At 63.5% G+C, this 1,776-nt stretch carries 1 rRNA gene; it reads right to left on the bottom strand.

The features are described 5' to 3' along the window. Window positions 1–99: 99 nt before the first annotated feature. A 16S ribosomal RNA gene (locus DW029_RS10505) occupies window positions 100–1,606 on the bottom strand. Between the last annotated feature and the right edge of the window lie 170 nt (window positions 1,607–1,776).

Consider the following 1,776-nt stretch of genomic DNA (forward strand, 5'->3'; position numbering starts at 1 on the left):
GGTGCTGCGGGGAATCATCCGTGGCGGGACATCTACCGGACGGGCTCCTGCCCCCCATTCGAGTTAAAGTGTTTCTCTCTAGAAGATTTATCTCCCTAGAAAGGAGGTGATCCAGCCGCACCTTCCGGTACGGCTACCTTGTTACGACTTCACCCCCCTCACCCTCCACACCTTCGGCGCCTCCCCCCTTGGCGGTTGGGCCGGCGACTTCGGGTGCAGACGACTCGGGTGGTGTGACGGGCGGTGTGTACAAGGCCCGGGAACGCATTCACCGCGGCATGCTGATCCGCGATTACTAGCAACTCCGACTTCATGGGGGCGGGTTGCAGCCCCCAATCCGAACTGGGGCCGGCTTTCCGGGATCCGCTCCCCCTCGCGGGGTGGCATCCCTCTGTACCGGCCATTGTAGCACGTGTGCAGCCCAGGGCATAAGGGGCATGATGACTTGACGTCGTCCCCGCCCTCCTCCGCCTTGACGGCGGCGGTCCCGCGTGGGTTCCCGGCATCACCCGATGGCAACACGCGGCGGGGGTTGCGCTCGTTGCGGGACTTAACCCAACATCTCACGACACGAGCTGACGACAGCCATGCACCACCTGTATGGGCTCCTCTCGGCCACGGGGTCTCCCCCGCTTCACCCATATGTCAAGCCCTGGTAAGGTTCTTCGCGTTGCTTCGAATTAAGCCACATGCTCCGCTGCTTGTGCGGGCCCCCGTCAATTCCTTTGAGTTTTAGCCTTGCGGCCGTACTCCCCAGGCGGGACGCTTAATGCGTTGGCTGCGGCACGGGGGGATCGCCCCCCCACACCTAGCGTCCATCGTTTACGGCTGGGACTACCAGGGTATCTAATCCTGTTCGCTCCCCCAGCTTTCGCGCCTCAGCGTCGGTCTCGGCCCAGAGGGCCGCCTTCGCCACCGGTGTTCCACCCGATATCTGCGCATTCCACCGCTACACCGGGTGTTCCACCCTCCCCTACCGGACCCAAGCCGCGGAGGTTCCGGGGGCTTCGGGGGGTTGAGCCCCCCGCTTCGACCCCCGGCCTGCCGGGCCGCCTACGCGCGCTTTACGCCCAATGAATCCGGATAACGCTCGCCCCCTACGTATTACCGCGGCTGCTGGCACGTAGTTAGCCGGGGCTTCTTCTGCAGGTACAGTCTCTTCTCTTCCCTGCTGAAAGCGGTTTACGACCCGAAGGCCTCCGTCCCGCACGCGGCGTCGCTGCGTCAGGGTTCCCCCCATTGCGCAAGATTCCCCACTGCTGCCTCCCGTAGGAGTCTGGGCCGTGTCTCAGTCCCAATCTGGCCGGTCGGTCTCTCAACCCGGCTACCCGTTGTCGGCACGGTGGGCCGTCACCCCGCCGTCTACCTGATGGGCCGCGGAGCCATCCCCTCCCGTCGGGGCTTTAGCCGGGGTGCCATGCGGCACCCCGGGGTATCCGGTATTACCCGTCCTTTCGGGCGGCTATCCCGGGGGAGGGGGCAGGTTCTCCACGTGTTACTCAGCCGTTCGCCACTCGCTTCCCTCCGGAGAGGGGTGCCGTTCGACTTGCATGTGTTAGGCGCGCCGCCAGCGTTCATCCTGAGCCAGGATCGAACTCTCCGTCCAAAAATATTTGGGCCTCGAGCCCGTCCGGTCCTCTCAGTCACTCGCTGATCGGTTCCGTTCGATTCATATGGTTCTGTTTGATAGGAAAAGGAATTTCTCGGGGCCGCCTCTCGGCGGCCTTGCGAAAAACAAATCCAAGTCAGACCATTTCAAATGGTTCGATGTCTGCC

The organism is Collinsella sp. AF38-3AC, assembly GCF_003474365.1.
GTDB lineage: Bacteria > Actinomycetota > Coriobacteriia > Coriobacteriales > Coriobacteriaceae > Collinsella.